General features: G+C 67.4%; 13 protein-coding genes. 8 read left to right on the top strand and 5 right to left on the bottom strand.

The window, feature by feature from the left end; genetic code table 11:
- Positions 1 to 162 precede the first annotated feature (162 nt).
- Genes ACZ3HL_RS27230 through ACZ3HL_RS27210 form a run of 5 tightly spaced genes read left to right on the top strand, consistent with a single transcriptional unit; the run spans position 163 to position 4,741 of the window.
- Positions 163 to 1,356, top strand: a complete 1,194-nt coding sequence (locus ACZ3HL_RS27230) for a lipid-transfer protein (RefSeq protein ID WP_340684257.1) — start codon at positions 163 to 165, stop codon at positions 1,354 to 1,356.
- Between the two features lie 17 nt (positions 1,357 to 1,373).
- Positions 1,374 to 1,805 (top strand): type II toxin-antitoxin system Rv0910 family toxin, encoded by a 432-nt coding sequence (locus tag ACZ3HL_RS27225; protein WP_219145707.1) that lies wholly within the window; start codon positions 1,374 to 1,376, stop codon positions 1,803 to 1,805.
- Positions 1,802 to 2,644: a MaoC/PaaZ C-terminal domain-containing protein gene (locus tag ACZ3HL_RS27220; protein WP_465534552.1), complete on the top strand. Its 843-nt coding sequence runs from the start codon at positions 1,802 to 1,804 to the stop codon at positions 2,642 to 2,644. Before ACZ3HL_RS27225 ends, ACZ3HL_RS27220 begins: the two co-directional genes overlap by 4 nt.
- A gap of 10 nt (positions 2,645 to 2,654) precedes the next feature.
- On the top strand, positions 2,655 to 3,524 hold the full coding sequence (locus tag ACZ3HL_RS27215) for an SDR family oxidoreductase (protein ID WP_400943397.1): 870 nt from the start codon (positions 2,655 to 2,657) through the stop codon (positions 3,522 to 3,524).
- The gene (locus tag ACZ3HL_RS27210) at positions 3,521 to 4,741 is read left to right on the top strand and encodes an acyl-CoA dehydrogenase family protein (RefSeq protein ID WP_465419878.1); all 1,221 of its coding nucleotides are present in this window, start codon (positions 3,521 to 3,523) and stop codon (positions 4,739 to 4,741) included. The genes ACZ3HL_RS27215 and ACZ3HL_RS27210 overlap by 4 nt, the downstream gene beginning before the upstream one ends.
- Positions 4,742 to 4,893: 152 nt before the next feature.
- Here ACZ3HL_RS27210 and ACZ3HL_RS27205 read toward each other — a convergent pair whose 3' ends face one another.
- The 4 genes from ACZ3HL_RS27205 to ACZ3HL_RS27190 all read right to left on the bottom strand — a co-directional run bounded on the left by ACZ3HL_RS27205 (position 4,894) and on the right by ACZ3HL_RS27190 (position 10,926).
- The gene (locus tag ACZ3HL_RS27205; protein ID WP_465534551.1) at positions 4,894 to 5,778 is read right to left on the bottom strand and encodes an IS3 family transposase; all 885 of its coding nucleotides are present in this window, start codon (positions 5,776 to 5,778) and stop codon (positions 4,894 to 4,896) included.
- Positions 5,775 to 6,059: a transposase gene (locus tag ACZ3HL_RS27200; RefSeq protein WP_465534596.1), complete on the bottom strand. Its 285-nt coding sequence runs from the start codon at positions 6,057 to 6,059 to the stop codon at positions 5,775 to 5,777. The genes ACZ3HL_RS27205 and ACZ3HL_RS27200 overlap by 4 nt, the downstream gene beginning before the upstream one ends.
- Positions 6,060 to 6,358: 299 nt before the next feature.
- A complete protein-coding gene (locus ACZ3HL_RS27195) occupies positions 6,359 to 8,845 on the bottom strand; it encodes a DNA gyrase/topoisomerase IV subunit A (protein WP_465534550.1) in 2,487 nt (828 codons plus the stop codon).
- Positions 8,846 to 8,874: 29 nt separating this feature from the next.
- Positions 8,875 to 10,926, bottom strand: coding sequence for a DNA gyrase/topoisomerase IV subunit B (locus ACZ3HL_RS27190; protein ID WP_465534549.1), 2,052 nt, complete (start codon positions 10,924 to 10,926; stop codon positions 8,875 to 8,877).
- 230 nt (positions 10,927 to 11,156) lie between these two features.
- Between ACZ3HL_RS27190 and ACZ3HL_RS27185 the strand changes: the two genes are divergently transcribed.
- Positions 11,157 to 12,098: a hypothetical protein gene (locus ACZ3HL_RS27185; RefSeq protein ID WP_465419886.1), complete on the top strand. Its 942-nt coding sequence runs from the start codon at positions 11,157 to 11,159 to the stop codon at positions 12,096 to 12,098.
- Here ACZ3HL_RS27185 and ACZ3HL_RS27180 read toward each other — a convergent pair.
- Positions 12,082 to 13,506 carry a glycoside hydrolase family 76 protein gene (locus ACZ3HL_RS27180; RefSeq protein WP_465534548.1) on the bottom strand — a complete coding sequence of 475 codons (1,425 nt, stop codon included), beginning with the start codon at positions 13,504 to 13,506 and terminating at the stop codon, positions 12,082 to 12,084. The two genes, ACZ3HL_RS27185 and ACZ3HL_RS27180, sit on opposite strands and share 17 nt — an antisense overlap.
- Positions 13,507 to 13,641: 135 nt before the next feature.
- On the opposite strand from ACZ3HL_RS27180, the gene ACZ3HL_RS27175 reads away from it, so the two are divergent.
- Both ACZ3HL_RS27175 and ACZ3HL_RS27170 read left to right on the top strand, forming a co-directional pair.
- Complete coding sequence (locus ACZ3HL_RS27175) at positions 13,642 to 14,715, top strand: LLM class flavin-dependent oxidoreductase (protein WP_257488901.1); 1,074 nt, start codon at positions 13,642 to 13,644, stop codon at positions 14,713 to 14,715.
- On the top strand, positions 14,712 to 15,296 hold the full coding sequence (locus ACZ3HL_RS27170; protein ID WP_465419890.1) for an FMN reductase: 585 nt from the start codon (positions 14,712 to 14,714) through the stop codon (positions 15,294 to 15,296). Before ACZ3HL_RS27175 ends, ACZ3HL_RS27170 begins: the two co-directional genes overlap by 4 nt.
- Positions 15,297 to 15,307 lie beyond the last annotated feature (11 nt).

The raw sequence follows: 15,307 nt of genomic DNA, 5'->3' as shown, positions 1-15,307 counted from the left end.
TGTTCGCCCTGTTTAGCGGGGGCGCGGGGCGCTCGTCTGCGTCACCTGACACCCAGGGTGCCGTAAGTAACATCCGTGCAGGCCTGTATGTAAGGGGTTGATAAATACAATCCTGTCTGTATCTTCAGTGGCAGCAGCGACCCGGCAACGACAAGGAGCGTCGTGGTGGCCAACAAGGTGTACGTCGTCGGCGTGGGCATGACGAAGTTCGAGAAGCCCGGACGCCGCGAGGACTGGGATTACCCGCAGATGGCCAAGGAGTCCGGGACCAAGGCGCTCGAAGACGCCGGCATCTCCTTCGACGAGGTGCGGCAGGCCTACGTCGGCTACGTCTACGGCGAGTCGACCTCGGGGCAGCGCGCGGTCTACGAACTGGGCATGACCGGGATCCCGGTGGTGAACGTCAACAACAACTGCTCGACCGGGTCGACCGCGCTGTACCTGGCCGCGGAGGCGATCCGGGGCGGGCGCGCGGACTGCGCGCTCGCGCTGGGTTTCGAGAAGATGCAGCCTGGATCACTCGGCTCGACCTATGACGACCGCGAGCAGCCGATGGGCAGGCACATCCAGGCGCTCGCGGAGATCTCCGAAGTGCTCTTCCCGCCGGCGCCGTGGATGTTCGGCGCGGCGGGCCGTGAGCACATGAAGACCTACGGCACCACCGCCGAACACTTCGCCAAGATCGGCGAGAAGAACCACCGGCACTCGGTGAACAACCCGTACGCGCAGTTCCAGGAAAGCTATTCGCTGCAGGACATCCTGGACTCGCGGATGATCTACGACCCGCTGACCAAGCTCCAGTGCTCACCGACGTCCGACGGCTCGGGCGCGGCGATCCTCGCCAGCGAGTCCTTTGTGGATTCGCATGGGCTGGCCGGTCAAGCCGTGGAGATCGTCGGGCAGGCGATGACCACCGACTTCGCCAGCACCTTCGACGGCACCGCGAAGAACATCATCGGCTACGACATGAACGTCCAGGCCGCCCGCCAGGTGTACGACCAGGCCGGGCTCGGCGCGGAGGACTTCCAGGTCATCGAACTGCACGACTGCTTCTCCGCCAACGAACTCCTGCTCTACGAAGCGCTCGGGCTTTGCGCCGAGGGTGAGGCGGGGAAGCTCGTCGACTCCGGAGACACCACCTACGGCGGGAAGTGGGTCGTCAACCCGTCCGGCGGGCTGATCTCCAAGGGACACCCGCTCGGCGCCACCGGCCTCGCCCAGTGCGCCGAACTGACCTGGCAGCTGCGTGGAACCGCCGACAAACGCCAGGTCGACGGCGTCCAGGCCGCCCTGCAGCACAACATCGGACTCGGCGGCGCCGCCGTCGTCACCGCCTACCAGCGCGCCGAGCGCTGATCCCGGAAGGAAGAACCATGGGCAAGATCAGTGCCTCCGTCGAACTCCCCGCCGCTCCCGGCAAGGTGTGGGCGGAGTTCTCCAACCCCAACAACTTCGAGAAGTGGCTGACCATCCACACCAAGTGGAAGGGCGAGGTCCCGGCCGAATTCTCCAAGGGGGCCCAGGCTTCCGAGGTCGTCACGATGCTCGGGATGCCGAACACCATCACCTGGACCGTCGACGAGTTCGAGGCGCCGTCGAAGCTGGCGATCTCCGGGACCGGGATGGCCGGGGTGAAGGTCAAGTTCGAGCTGTCGGTGGAGGCGTCCGGCGAAGGTTCGCTCGCCAGCATCGACGCGGAGTTCGCCGGCCAGATGATCGTCGGCGCGCTCGGCAAGGCCGTCGAGAAGGACGGCAAGAAGAACCTCGACGCCTCCCTGGAGAACTTCAAGGCGCTGGTCTCGTGACCGAGCGGTTCGACCCCGGCGGGCTCGGCAAGTGGACCGACGAGTCCCGGTTCGAGGTCACGCGCGAGCGGTTGATCGAGTACGCGAAGGCCACCAACGACCCGATCCCGGCGCATCTCGCGGGGGACGTCGCGAGCCCCGTGTTCGCGATCGTGCCGGTGTTCGAGTCGCTGATGGAACCCGCGCTGGAGGTCGTCCCGGTCGGCCTGTTCGGCCGGATCGTGCACGGGGAACAGGAATTCCGGTTCCACCGGCCGATCCGTCCCGGCGACAAGCTCGTGTCGCGGGCGCGGATGACCGGCTACGAAGGGCTGAAGAACGGCACACGCGGCACCATCCACCTCGAATGCCGGACCGAGGACGGCGACCTGGTCAACGAGCAGTACGTGACCCTGTTCGTGCGCGGGTTCGACACCGGCGAGACGCGGGGCGAACTCGGGCCGGAGCACAAGTTCGACGAAGGCCTGCGTTCGCAGGCGCCGGTGGCGAAGGTCAGCCAGCATGTCGACGACGACCAGACGTATCGGTACGCGCCCGCCGCCGGTGACCCCATGCCCATCCATCTCGACGAAGAGGTCGCGAAGGATTCGGGACTGCCGGGGATCATCGCGCACGGCCTGTGCACCATGGCGTTCACCTCGTGGGCGCTGCTGACCGAGGTCGCCGGGTCCGATGTGGACAGACTGAAGCGGTTCGCCGTCCGGTTCGCCAAACCGGTGCTGCCCGGACAGGACCTGACGACGTCCATCTGGAGCGCGGGCACCGGGAGCTACGCGTTCGAAACCACCGTCGGCGAAACCGTCGTGATCAAAGACGGCCTCGCGGAATTCGCGGAGTAGGAGCAAAGCCATGGGAGCACTCGACGGGCGGGTCGCCGTCATCACCGGCGCCGGACGCGGGATCGGCCGCGAGCACGCGCTGCTGTTCGCGCGGGAGGGCGCGAGCGTCGTGGTCAACGATCTCGGCGGCGCCAACGACGGCAGCGGTGCCGACACGGGCCCGGCGCAGGAAGTCGTCGACGAAATCCGCGCGGCCGGTGGCAAGGCCGTGGCGAACACGGCCAACGTCGCCGACTGGGCGGGCGCCGAGGAACTGGTCGCGCAGGCGGTGGGCGAGTTCGGCAGGTTGGACGTCGTCGTGAACAACGCGGGCATCCTGCGCGACGCTTTCATCGCGGGACTGGAAGAGTCCCAGTGGGATTCCGTGATCGCCGTGCATTTGAAGGGGCACGCGGCGGTGCTGCGGCACGCGGCCGCGTACTGGAAGACCGCGAGCAAGGCCGGTGAGCCGGTGGCGGGTTCGGTGATCAACACCGCCTCGGCGTCCGGGACCACGTTGCCGAACGCGGGACAGGCGAACTACGGCGCGGCGAAGGCGGGCATCGCGGCGTTGACGCTGGTCGCCGCCGAGGAGCTGGAGCGCTACGGCGTGCGGGTCAACGCGATCGCGCCGATCGCGCGCACGCGGCTCACCCTGGCGACGCCGGGCATGGGCGCGATCTTCGCGCAGGAGGTCGAGGAAGGGGAGTTCGACGCGTTCTCCCCGGCGAACATCTCGCCGCTCGTGGCCTACCTCGCGACCGAGAAATGCCCGCTCACCGGCAAGGTGTTCGCGGTACAGGGCGGCGCGATCTCCGAACTCGCGGGCTGGCACGACGTCAAGGTGATCGAAACCGAGGCGGCCTGGGAGATCGACGACATCGCCGCGAGGCTGCCGTGATCGAGTGGTCCGAGACCGAACTGCTGATCCGGGACGCGATCCGCGAGTTCGTCGACAAGGAGATCCGGCCGCACCTCGACGCGCTGGAAAGCGGGACGCTGCCGCCGTACGACATCATCCGGAAGATGTTCGCGTCCTTCGGCATCGACGCGCTCGCGCGGGAATCGGTGTCGAAACTGCTGTCTGGGGATCGCGGGTCCGGAGGCGGTGGCGGTGGCTTGGCGTTCGGTGGGCAGGAGGCGATGGCGCTCATCGCGGTGAGTGAACTGGCCGGCGTCAGCCTCGGCATCGTCGCTTCGCTCGGGGTGAGCATCGGGCTGACCGCGCAGACGATCCTGACCAAGGGCACTCAGGCGCAGAAGGAGCGGTGGCTGCCCGGGCTGGCGACCTTCGAGAAGGTCGGCGCGTGGGCGATCACCGAACCGGACTCCGGCTCGGACGCTTTCGGCGGGATGAAGACGTCGGTGCGGCGCGACGGGGACGAATACGTCCTCAATGGACAGAAGACGTTCATCACCAACGGGCCATACGCCGACACGATCATCGTGTACGCGAAGCTCGACGACGGCTCGGACGTGCGGGATCGCAAGGTGCTGACGTTCGTGCTGGACAAGGGGATGCCCGGGCTCACACAGGGCAAGCCGTTCAAGAAGATGGGCATGATGTCCTCGCCGACCGGTGAGCTGTTCTTCAGCGACGTGCGGCTCGGGCGGGACAGGCTGCTCGGCGAATCCGAGACTGGCCGCGACGGCGACAGCAAGGCCGAGGTGAAGTCCGGGTTCGCCGTCGAGCGGATCGGCGTCGCGGCGCTGGCGCTCGGGATCATCAACGAGTGCCACCGGCTTTGCGTGGATTACGCGAAGAACCGGAAGCTGTGGGGTCAGGAGATCGGGCGGTTCCAGCTGATCCAGCTCAAGCTGGCGAAGATGGAGGTCGCGCGGATCAACGTGCAGAACATGGTCTTCCAGCTGATCGAGACCCTGCGCGCGGGCAAGATGCCGACACTGGCCGAGGCTTCGGCGATGAAGCTGTACTCGTCGGAGGCGGCCACCGAGGTGGCGATGGAGGCCGTGCAGCTGTTCGGCGGGAACGGGTACATGGCGGAGTACCGGGTGGAGCAGCTCGCGCGGGACGCGAAGTCGCTGATGATCTACGCGGGAAGCAACGAGATCCAGGTGACGCACATCGCGAAGGGCCTCTTGGGACCTCGCGTTTAGTCCTCTGAATGCGGTGGGCGCGGGCGGCGGGGGAGCAAGGGACCTTTGCTACCACTTGGGGAGTCGGCTGCCCGGTGACCGATGGGCCAGCACGCGTGATCGGACGGACGACACGCGTGTGAGGTTCCCCCCGGGGTGCGGACACGGGGTTTTCACGCGGCTGCGTGGGTTTGAGCGTAGTCGAGACGGGTTTCGGCTGGTGTGTGGTGGCCGACTGTCGAATGTAGACGGTCGTGGTTGTAGTAGTGGAGATAACGGAATATGTCGTGTCGTGCCTGGTCACGGGTTCGCCAGATCGTGGTGCCGATCTCGGTTTTGAGAGTGGCGAAGAACGACTCGGCGACGGCGTTGTCGTAGCAGGATCCGACCCGTCCGACCGACGGGCGGATCCGGGACTTGGCCAGCGCCGCGCGGAATTGGCCCGAGGTGTACTGCACCCCGCGGTCGGAGTGGAACACCGCGTCATGGTCGATCAGGCCGCGCGCGGTGGCCAGGGTGATCGCGTCGCAGGCCAGGTCTGCGCGCAGGTGATCGGCCATCGCGTGCCCGACCACCTCGCGGGTGTGCAGGTCGATCACCGTGGCCAGGTAGAGCCAGCCCTGGAACGTGGGCAGGCAGGTAATGTCCCCGACGAACCGCTGACCAGGGTGCTCGGCGGTGAAATCGCGGCGGATCAGATCCTGAACCGCCGCGACCGGCAAAGGATCGGCCTTGGTGAGCGACCGGCGTTTGCGGCGGGTGATCCCGGCGATCCGATGTTCCCGCATGAGCCGTTCCACCCGCTTGTGATTCACACCGACCCCACGTCGGTGCAGTTCCGCGGTGACCCGCGGCGCACCGTAGGCCTCCCTGTGCTCGGCGTGGATCGCGGTGATCAGCAGCACCAGGTCCTGCTCCGCGTCCTCCCGCGCCTCACGGACCTTCCGCGCGGCGACCCACTCGTGATAGCCCTGCCGGCGCAAACCCAGGACCTGGCACAACCGCTTCACACCGAACTCGGCGCGATGCTCGGAGATGAACCGGTAGCGGTAGATCATCGATCCATCTCTTTGGCAAAATAAGCGGCCGCTTTACGCAGGATCTCCTTCTCTTTCTCCAGCTCAGCGACCCGCTTCCGTAACGCCCGCACCTCATCCGAGACCCCCGGGTCCTCCGGCGGCTCAGCCTGGGCCTGCTTCGCCGCGTTCACCCACGACCGCAAGGTCTCATGGTTAACCCCCAGCTCACGGGCGATCTGCCGCAACGGACGATCACTCGAGCCAACCAACTCCACCGCATCCCGACGGAACTGCTCCGGATACTTCGACGAACGCGACACCAAGACATCCTCCCTCCAGACCCATGTCTGGAACCAAGGTGTCCGGCCCCAAGGGGGAACCTCACACGTGTGATCAGACGGACGACACGCGTGATTGGACGGACGACACGTGTGATTGGACGGACGACACGTGTGATTGAGTGGCCAGCTCGCGAGATTGGAGGCGGAACTCGCGTGATTGGGGGCGTAACTCGCGTGGTTGGAGGCGTAACTCAGGTGGTGGATGAGTTCCGGCTCCAAGCACGCGAGTTACGGCTTCCGTCACGCGAGTTACGCCCCCAAGCACGGGTGGTGCGGGGTCAGTCCCGTTCGATGAGGTGGCCGACGACCTCGGGGCCGGGGTGGGCGTGGCCGGAGCCGTCGCGGCGGATGTCGACTTCGGGCAGCTCCACCGGGTCACCGGTGCGCGAGGCGCCGGCGGGACGCGGGCCGATCCAGCCCACGACCAGCCGTGTCTCGCCCTTGAGGAACCGCTGAGCCCGGACACCGCCGGTCGCCCGGCCCTTGGCCGGGTACTCGCTGAACGGGGTCACCTTCACGCTCGCGCCGGTCGCGGTGACGACCATCGGCTCGCCGTGTTCGGCGTCGTCGGTGCGGATCGCGCCGAAGAAGACCACTTCGGCTTCACCGCGCACGGTGATGCCTGCCATGCCGCCGCCCTTGAGACCCTGCGGCCGCACGAGCGAAGCCGGGTAGCGCAGCAGTGACGCTTCGGACGACAGGAACGCCAGCGTCTCTTCGCCGTCGGTGAGCCAGGTGGCGCCGACGACCTCGTCGCCGTCCTTCAGGCTGATCACGTCGAACTCGTCCGAGCGGACCGGCCACTCCGGCGAGCACACCTTCACGACACCGTGCTTCGTGCCGAGCGCGAGACCCGGGGAGCCGGCCGCCTGGTCGCCGAGCGGGGCCAGCCCGATGACGCGCTCGCCCTTCTCCAGCGGCACCAGTTCCTTCGCGGCCATCCCTCCGCGCAGCGACACCGTGCCCGCCTGCTCGGGCAGCACCGGCAGCGGCAGCACGTCGGTCTTGAACGCGCGGCCGCGGTTGGTCACCAGCAGCACCTGACCGCGCGCGGTCGAATGGACCACCGCGGACACCGAGTCGTGTTTGACGCGGCCGTTGCGGCGCCGCACTTCCGACGCCTCCTCCGATTCCGCCGCCGTCCGCGCGACCAGCCCGGTGGCCGACAGGATCACCTGGCACGGGTCGTCCGCGACCTCCAGCGGACCCGACGGCTTCGACGCGGCGAGGACCTCCTTGAGGTCACCGTCGATCAGCGCGGTGCGGCGTTCGGTGGGGTGGTCCTTGGCGATCTTGGCCAGCTCGGCCGAGACGACCTTCTTGAGCACCGACTCGTCGTCGAGGATCTTCGACAGCTCGGCGATCTCCTCGCGCAGCTTGTCCTGCTCGGCTTCGAGCTCGATCCGGTCGTACTTCGTGAGCCGCCGCAGCGGGGTGTCCAGGATGTAGGTCGCCTGGATCTCCGAGAGCTTGAACCGCTTCATCAGGCCGTCCTTCGCGGCCGCGGCGTTCTCGCTCTCGCGGATCAGCTTGATCACCTTGTCGATGTTGAGCAAGGCGATCAGCAGACCGTCGACCAGGTGCAGGCGTTCTTCGCGCTTGCGGCGCCGGTAGCGCGTGCGGCGGGTGACGACCTCGTAGCGGTGGCTGAGGAAGACCTCCAGCAGCGCCTTGAGCCCCAGCGTCTGCGGCTGCCCGTCCACCAGCACGAGGTTGTTGATGCCGAACGACTGCTCCAGCGGCGTGAGCCGGTACAGATCCGCGAGCAGCGCCTGCGGGTTCACCCCGACCTTGCATTCGATGACCAGCCGAGTGCCGTTCTCGCGGTCGGTGAGGTCCTTGACGTCGGCGATGCCGGTGAGCCGTTTGGACTTGTTGACCTCGTCGGTGATCTTCTCGATCACCTTCTCCGGGCCGACGCCGTACGGCAGTTCGGTGACGGTGATCGCCTGGCGGCCGCGGCTGCCCTCCAGCGGCCCGGTCTCGGCGCTGGCGCGCATCCGCACGACGCCGCGGCCGGTCTCGTACGCGCGGCGGACCTCGTCGAGGCCCAGCAGCGAACCGCCGGTCGGCAAGTCGGGGCCGGGGACGAACTCCATCAGCTTGTCGAGGGTGGCGTTCGGGTGGTTGATCAGCCACCGCGCCGCGCCGATGACCTCGGTCAGGTTGTGCGGGATCATATTGGTCGCCATCCCGACCGCGATCCCGGAAGTGCCGTTGACCAGCAGGTTCGGGAACGCCGCCGGCAGCACGGACGGCTCTTCGAGCGAGCCGTCGTAGTTCGGCCGGAAGTCGACGGTGTCCTCGCCGAGTTCACCGACCAGCAGCATCGCCTCCGGGGACAGCCGCGCTTCTGTGTACCGCGAGGCGGCCGGGCCGTCGTCGGGGGAGCCGAAGTTGCCGTGCCCGTCGACCAGCGGGACGTTGAGCGAGAAGTCCTGCGCCAGCCGGACCATGGCGTCGTAGATCGCCGTGTCCCCGTGCGGGTGGTACTTGCCCATCACGTCGCCGACCACGCGGGACGACTTCACGTAGGCGTGCGTCGGCCGGTAGCCGTTCTCGTTCATCGAGTACATGATCCGGCGGTGCACCGGCTTCAGCCCGTCCCGCGCGTCCGGGAGCGCCCGCGAGTGGATGACCGAGTAGGCGTACTCCAGGTACGAATCCTCGATCTCCGTCTTCAGCGAGTTGTCGAAGACGTTCGCGCCGGGCTTGTCGAACGCGGAGGGGTCGACCTTGGTGGTGGTGCCCTTACGGCGTGCCATTGCTCAAAGCTCCTTGAATAGCAACGAAATCAGGCGTCGATGGCTTCGCGGTCGACCCGGTCGGAGGATTCGACCAGCCAGTTGCGGCGCGGTTCGACCTTCTCGCCCATCAACAGCTCGAGCGCGTTCTCCGCGGCTTCGACGTCGTCGAGGGTGATACGGCGGACCGAGCGGGTGGCGGGATTCATCGTGGTGTCCCACAGTTCGTCGGCGTCCATCTCGCCGAGACCCTTGAAGCGCGGCACCGGCGTGACGATCTGCTTGCCAGCCCGCTCCAGCTCCGCGTACTTGGTCTCCATCTCCTTCTGGGTGAAGGTGAAATGGGTTTCCGGGTTACGGCCCTTGGTGACCAGTTTGTGCAGCGGCGGCATCGCGGCGTAGAGCCTGCCGTCCTCGATGACCGGCCGCATGTACTTGGCGAACAGGGTGATCAGCAGTGTGCGGATATGCGAACCGTCGACGTCCGCGTCGGCCATCAGGATCACCCGGCCGTAGCGCATGGTCGACAGGTCGAACGTGCGCCCGCTGCCCGCCCCGAGGACCTGCACGATGGAGGCGATCTCGGCGTTCTTCAGGGTGTCGCCGAGCGACGCCTTCTGGACGTTGAGGATCTTGCCGCGCAAGGGAAGCAGCGCCTGGTACTCCGACACGCGCGCCATCCGCGCCGAACCGAGCGCGCTGTCACCCTCGACGAGGAACAGTTCGCTGCGGGAGACGCCGGTGGTGCGGCAGTCGACCAGTTTCGGCGGCATGGCCGCGCCTTCGAGCGCGGTCTTGCGCCGGGCCGCGTCCTTCTGCTGCTTCTGGGTGAGCCGGACGCGTGCCGCGTCGACCACCTTCTGCAGCACGATCTTCGCCTCGGACTTGGTCTTGCGCTCTTCGGTCCAGGCTCGGATGTGCTTGTCGACGATGCCCTGGATGACGCGGGTGATCCCGGCGGTGGACAGCTCGTCCTTGGTCTGCGAGGTGAACTGCGGCTCGGGCAGCCGGACGTGGACGACCGCCGTCATTCCTTCGAGCACGTCCTCGACGGTCGGCATGTCCTCCTTGGGCTTGAGCAGCCCGCGGGTTTTGGAAATGGCGTCCTGCAAGGCTTTCAGCACCGCGCGGTCGAAACCGCGGCGGTGGGTGCCGCCGTGCACGTTGCGGATGGTGTTGGTGAAGCACTCCACCGTGCGCTCGTAACCGGTTCCCCAGCGCAGCGCGACCTCGACCTCCGCGTGACGCACCACATTGGACTGCATGACGCCGCTGGCGTCGGCCGCGTTCTCCTTGTACGTGCCTTCGCCGTTGATGATCAGCGTGCCGCAGACGGGTTTTTCGCTGTCCGGGGCGAGGAAGTCGACCATGTCGGCGAGGCCGTTGGGGAAGTGGAAGGTCTCTTCGCTGATCGAATCGTCGACGGCGGTGCGCAGCACGTACGTCACGCCGGGGACGAGGAAGGCGGTGTTGCGCATCTTCGCGCGGACACCCTCGACGTCGAGCGCGGCGCCGCTTTCGAAGTAGCGCGTGTCGTACCAGTACCGGATCGACGTGCCGGAGCGCTCGCCCCGCTTCATCTTGCCGGTGATGTTCAGCCCCGACTTGCGGGTGAACTTCGCCTTCGGGCCGGGCCCGTCGAACACGCCGGGGACGCCGTGCGCGAAAGACATCTGGTGGACCTTGCCGCTCTGCTTCACCGTGACGTCGAAGCGGTGCGACAGCGCGTTCACCGCCGAGGCGCCGACGCCGTGCAGGCCACCGGAGGTCTTGTAGCCGGAGCCGCCGAACTTGCCGCCCGCGTGCAGCCTCGTCAGCACCAGCTCGACGCCCGACAAACCGGACTTGGCGTGCGTGCCGGTGGGGATGCCGCGGCCGTCGTCGTCGACCTGGACACTGCCGTCGGCGTGCAGGGTGACCACGATCTTCGTGGCGTGACCCGCCACACCTTCGTCGGTCGAGTTGTCCACGACCTCGGAGAACAGGTGGTTGATGCCGCGGCTGTCGGTGGAACCGATGTACATCCCGGGGCGCTTGCGGACCGCTTCCAGACCCTCGAGATGCGTCAGGTCGTCGGCCCCGTACAGGGTCTCAGCAGTCACTGGGTACTTCTCCTGGAGTCATGGCTCGCGAACTAGCTCGTGGAGGTGGTGTTCAACGCGACACCGTACTGGAGGATATCCGTCCCCTCCGACAGCTTCGTCCTCCCGAGCCTCCGGTGTGGCGCATCACGCCGTCCCGATGGCCGGGTCACGGCTGGGGAAAGCGGCTTCCACCCGGCGTGGATGAGGCGTTATCGTTCCCGGTGTCACAGGGTGACGGGGGGAAGAAGGTGACCGTCGGAACCGGTCCCACACGCGTCTCGACCGCACAACGCGTCGTGAGTCTCTGGTATTTCGTGGTGGTCGTCGGGTCGTTCGGCATGCTCGCGCTGTTACCGGTCGCGCACGCCGCGATCCGGTTGCGGCGTGCCGTCCTGTGGCTGTTCGTGCTGGGCTATGGCGGTATCGCGGTCGGGATGACGTTCCTGCTCGAACGGGCGGCGGCGGAGGGCGAGTCGGAGGCGGTGCTCTCGTTCGCCTGGCTTTTCGGCACGATCCTGTTCATCGCCGGGACCTGCGTCCACCTCGCCCTGCTGCGGAGGAGGATCCTCTATCCGCCGCCGACGGCGTGGGTCGAGTCCGGTATGCATTGCGGGCTGTTCTCGATCGACGTCGCCGGCTTCGGCCAGGTCGGGCGCAGCAGCGAAGTCTTCGTCCAGGTCCGGAGGATGCTCTTCGGCATGCTGGCCGAAGCCTTCGAGACCAGCGGGATCGCCTGGGACGCCTGCCTGAAACGCGACACTGGGGACGGAATGATCGTCGTCGTCCCGCCGCATTTCCCGAAGTTCCGCCTGGTGTACCCGCTCCTCTCGCGGCTGACCGCGGAATTGGCCAGGTACAACGTCGCCACCGAGCCCGGCCTGCGGATCCGGGTGCGGGTGGCGATCCACGCCGGCGAGATCGCGCTCGACGAGTACGGCGTGACGGGACGGCCGAAGGTGCTCCTCGCGCGGCTGCTCGACTCACAGGTCCTGCGGAACGCGCTCACCGAAGCGCCGGACGGGTCGCCCGTGGTGGTGCTCGTCTCCGACCGGTTCCACGAGGACGTCCAGGACCAGGGCGGCCCCGGTCTCGACACGATGAGCTACCGGCAGGTGCTCGTGCACGAGAAGGAGACCGAGGTCCGCGCCTGGCTTCACGTTCCGGATCCGGTGCTCAGAGAGCTGCGGTGAGGACCTCCAGCGCGCTGTGCTGGCGGGCTGCGTCGATCCTGTCGACCGGCCCGGCCCAGCGCAGGCCGTGCTGATCGAGCGACGTGCGGTTGTTCGCGATCGTCGAGTTCGCCTGCCGCGTCAGGTAAGCGTGGTACGGCCTGCCCGTCAGCGCCCGGTCCAGCTCGCCGAGGCCCCTGGCGTACGCGCCCTTGAAGGACGGCCCGTCGGCGCCGCAGTCACCGGACTCGCACGGGTCGCGCAGGATCCCGTTCGAGTGAAGCAGCGACGTCGTCGTGGAGGCGTCCGCCAGACGCCGGGCAGTGGTGAGCAGGGCGGCGTCACCGGTCGCGCGGTTCAGTTCGACCAGCGCGCCGAGGACGATGCCCTGGTTGTAAGTCCAGACGGCCTGCCCGTTGTTGGCGCAGGAGGAGTTCAGGCCGTCGTTGACCAGACCGGCGCCGTTGATCATGCCGCTCGCGCGGAACCAGTCCCAGACTTCGCGTGCCCGCGCGAGCTGGAGCGTGTCGCCGGGGAGCCGGTTGTGCAGCGACGCCGCGACCTTGACGTACAGCTCGTTGGTGACGGCGTTCTTGTACGTTTTCGCCGTCGACCACCAGAGCCCGCCGCCGCAGGTCCCGTCGCGGTAGGAGTACATGTAGTTCGCCGCGATCACGGCGGTGTCGAGGTAACGGCGGTCCTTCGTCAGGTCGTAGGCGCGGATCCAGGCGAGCGCCCACCAGCCGGTGTCGTCGATGTATTCGTTCGTGAAGTTGTCGCCACGATTACGGTCGAAGGTGTTGCCGATGGCGTAGCGGTAGTTCTGCGAGCCGGTGCGGGTGCTGTAGTCGAGGATCGCGGTGAGCGCGTTCGCCGAGTTCCACCAGCCCGTGGTCTGCCAGAGCCCGGTGCCGTTGTCGTAGAACTGCATGAGCGCGGTGGCGGCGGCTTCGGTGCGGTCGTTCGCGGCGACTGTCGTGCGGAACCACGGCGTGCAGGCGATTTCCGGCCGGTTGCCGGCCTTCCCGCAGGCGCGCAGGGCGCCGAAACGGTGGGTGGCGGGATCGTCGACGTTGAACATCAGGGTCCGCCAGCCGCGTTGACCGGACGGGATCTTCGTGTCGCCGATCCGGCTGTCGCCGGCCCAGGTGCGGCCGCCGTCGAAGGAACGGTCGAGCCAGACTTCGTCGCCGGGGTCGCCGTTGCCGATGCTGCCCCAGCCCATGTTGTCGCCGTCCGAGAGGTGCAGCGTGATGTCGCGGCCCCAGACGGACGCGGTGCCGGGTCTTCTTTCGCCGACGGCAAGCGCGGGGTCGCGGCTGTCGCAGTATTTGGCGCAGATCGTCGCCGCGACGGCGGCTTCGGGAGTGGTGGTGGCCGGTGTAAGAGCGAATGTCAACGTTGTCACAAGCAGGGAGGTGAGCCACATGGATTCGAGTGTGGACGCGGCCACTTCCCGGGCCGATCAAGTCACCCTTTCAGCTCGCGCCGATGGTCTGGAATACTTCTCGCGCGCGTGAGGTTGAACGCTCAAGCAACGTAACCCCGGCCCAGGGAGCAGGTCATGCAGTTCGGAATCTTCACGGTGGGCGATGTGACGACCGACCCGACCACCGGGGAGGCGCCCAGCGAGTACGAGCGGATCAAGGCGATGGTGCGCATCGCGCTCAAGGCCGAAGAAGTCGGCCTCGACGTCTTCGCGACCGGCGAGCACCACAACCCGCCCTTCGTGCCTTCTTCGCCGACGACGATGCTCGGCTACATCGCCGCGCGGACGTCGAAGATCATCCTTTCCACTTCGACCACGCTGATCACCACGAACGATCCGGTGAAGATCGCCGAGGACTTCGCGATGCTGCAGCATCTGGCCGACGGCCGCGTCGACCTGATGATGGGGCGCGGCAACACCGGCCCGGTGTACCCGTGGTTCGGGCAGGACATCCGCCAGGGCATTCCGCTGGCCATCGAGAACTACCACCTGCTGCACCGGTTGTGGCGCGAGGACGTGGTCAGCTGGTCCGGCAAGTTCCGGACGCCGCTGCAGGAGTTCACCTCGACACCGCGGCCGCTCGACGGTGTCCCGCCGTTCGTGTGGCACGGTTCGATCCGCAGCCCGGAGATCGCCGAGCAGGCCGCCTACTACGGCGACGGGTTCTTCGCGAACCACATCTTCTGGCCGAAGGAGCACTTCCAGGCGCTGATCAACCTCTACCGCGAGCGGTACGAGCACTACGGGCACGGCAAGGCGGACCAGGCCATCGTCGGTCTGGGCGGCCAGGTGTTCCTGCGGCCGAAGTCGCAGGACGCGGTACGGGAGTTCCGGCCGTACTTCGACAACGCGCCGGTGTACGGGCACGGGCCTTCGCTGGAGGAGTTCACCGAGCAGACGCCGCTGACCGTCGGCAGCCCGCAAGAGGTGATCGACAAGACGCTGACCTTCCGCGAGCACTTCGGCGACTACCAGCGTCAGCTGTTCCTGATGGATCACGCCGGGCTGCCGCTGAAGACCGTGCTGGAACAGCTCGACCTGCTGGGCGAGCACGTGATTCCGGTGCTGCGCAAGGAACTCGACTCGCTCCGCCCGGCGCACGTGCCCGAGGCTCCCACCCACGCTTCCCGGTTGGAGGTGCTGGCATGACGACGATCGCAGTGGTGACCGCGGGGTTGAGCCAGCCGTCCTCGACGCGGCTGCTCGCGGACAAACTCGCCGCGGCCACGCGTTCGGTGCTGCCGGACGTGCGGATCGAGGTGATCGAACTGCGCGACCTGGCCGTCGACGTCACGAAGAACATGCTGACCGGGTTCCCGTCGCCCGCCCTGCGGACGGCCATCGACACGGTGACCGCCGCGGACGGCCTGATCGCCGTGACGCCCGTGTTCACCGCGTCGTACAGCGGACTGTTCAAGTCGTTCTTCGACGTGCTGGACCAGAAGGCGCTTGACGGGAAGCCCGTGCTGATCGGTGCCACCGGCGGAACCGAACGGCATTCGCTGGTGCTCGACTTCGCGCTGCGCCCGCTCTTCGCCTACCTTCGCGCTGAGCCTGTCGCGACGGCGGTGTACGCGGCTTCGTCGGACTGGGCGTCTCCAGGGGATCTCGACACGCGGGCTTCGCGGGCGGGGCGGGAGTTCGCCTCCCGGCTGTCGGCGGAGGGGGCGAGCGCGGCTCCGGACAGCGGGTTCGTGCCGTTCGAGCAGCTGCTGCGCGCGGGGGAGTGAGCAAGGGACCT

It is taken from the genome of Amycolatopsis sp. NPDC000009 (assembly GCF_055563465.1).
The sequence above is the reverse complement of the archived record's forward strand: the minus strand, read 5'-3'. Positions and strand labels throughout refer to the sequence as shown.

Excerpts from the sequence above, each read along its gene's own strand:
- ACZ3HL_RS27215 (WP_400943397.1), top strand. The coding sequence starts at position 2,655 with ATGGGAGCACTCGACGGGCGGGTCGCCGTCATCACCGGCGCCGGACGC.
- ACZ3HL_RS27180 (WP_465534548.1), bottom strand. The coding sequence starts at position 13,506 with ATGTGGCTCACCTCCCTGCTTGTGACAACGTTGACATTCGCTCTTACA.
- ACZ3HL_RS27170 (WP_465419890.1), top strand. The coding sequence starts at position 14,712 with ATGACGACGATCGCAGTGGTGACCGCGGGGTTGAGCCAGCCGTCCTCG.
- ACZ3HL_RS27205 (WP_465534551.1), bottom strand. The coding sequence starts at position 5,778 with ATGATCTACCGCTACCGGTTCATCTCCGAGCATCGCGCCGAGTTCGGT.
- ACZ3HL_RS27195 (WP_465534550.1), bottom strand. The coding sequence starts at position 8,845 with ATGGCACGCCGTAAGGGCACCACCACCAAGGTCGACCCCTCCGCGTTC.
- ACZ3HL_RS27175 (WP_257488901.1), top strand. The coding sequence starts at position 13,642 with ATGCAGTTCGGAATCTTCACGGTGGGCGATGTGACGACCGACCCGACC.
- ACZ3HL_RS27225 (WP_219145707.1), top strand. The coding sequence starts at position 1,374 with ATGGGCAAGATCAGTGCCTCCGTCGAACTCCCCGCCGCTCCCGGCAAG.